The organism is Streptomyces sp. SID12501 (assembly GCF_010550245.1).
GTDB lineage: Bacteria > Actinomycetota > Actinomycetes > Streptomycetales > Streptomycetaceae > Streptomyces.
In genome coordinates, this window is record NZ_JAAGLU010000212.1 from 1 (window position 1) to 685 (window position 685).

Here is a 685-nt window from a genome sequence, read left to right on the forward strand (position 1 = left end):
GACGCGCTGGTCCGGCCCGCGCGGGTCGCGGTGGGCGGGTGGCCGGGGCGGGTATGCTGGTGGGGTTTACAACGTTTTGAAATCCCGCGCGCCCCGAGCACCCGTGCGTCGGCGCCGCGGACCGACCCCGGAGCACCGATGACCGCCCACGCCACCGTCCTGCTGCACCCCGACTTCCGCACCGGCACGCTCGACCGCCGCCTCTTCGGCTCGTTCGTCGAGCACCTCGGCCGCGCGGTCTACACGGGCATCTACGAGCCCGACCACGCGACCGCCGACGAGCACGGCTTCCGCCGCGACGTCGCCGACCTCACGCGCGAGCTCGGCGTCACCGTGGTGCGCTACCCGGGCGGCAACTTCGTCTCCAACTACGTGTGGGAGGACGGCGTCGGGCCCGTCGAGCAGCGCAAGCCGTTCATCGACCTCGCGTGGCGCACGGTCGAGCCCAACCTCATCGGCACCGACGAGTTCCTGCAGTGGGCCGAGCGCGAGGGCATCGAGCCCATGATGGCCGTCAACCTGGGCACGCGCGGAGTCGCCGAGGCCGCGGCGCTCGTCGAGTACTGCAACGGCGTCGCCGGCTCGCGCTGGGCCGACCTGCGCATCGCGAACGGCCGCACCGAGCCGTACGGCATCAAGATGTGGTGCCTCGGCAACGAGATGGACGGCCCGTGGCAGATCGGCC

General features: G+C 72.4%; 1 pseudogene. It reads left to right on the forward strand.

Annotated features, from left to right (window positions below):
• Positions 1-138: 138 nt before the first annotated feature.
• Positions 139-685: pseudogene (locus G3I71_RS45310) on the forward strand (alpha-L-arabinofuranosidase); the annotation flags it as partial.